This window comes from Photobacterium sp. R1 (assembly GCF_054600795.1).
The window spans coordinates 1-236 of the sequence record NZ_BAAHZP010000990.1 but is presented as its reverse complement, the minus strand read 5'-3'; the positions used below and the strand labels follow the sequence as shown (position 1 = coordinate 236).

The window sequence follows — 236 nt, the reverse complement described above, 5'->3', positions numbered from 1 at the left end:
ATCTCCGTCAAATTCGGCGAGGGTAACCGTTACGTTCTGATTGGCGCGAATGGTTGCGGTAAGTCGACGTTCATGAAAATTCTTAGTGGAGAGCTGGAGCCTTCGGCTGGTGTGGTCAATAAAGATAAGAACGAGCGCATGGCAAAGCTGGGTCAGGATCAGTTCGCATTTGAAGAATTCTCAGTGGTTGATACCGTCATTATGGGTCACAAAGAGCTGTGGGAAATCAAAGACGA

The 236-nt window shown here is 47.9% G+C and carries 1 protein-coding gene; it reads left to right on the top strand.

Annotation, left to right across the window (positions count from 1 at the left end; translation table 11 throughout):
* Positions 1 to 236 (top strand): ATP-binding cassette domain-containing protein (locus ACYP03_RS28030; protein ID WP_459782937.1); only part of this gene is annotated, 236 nt, incomplete at both ends.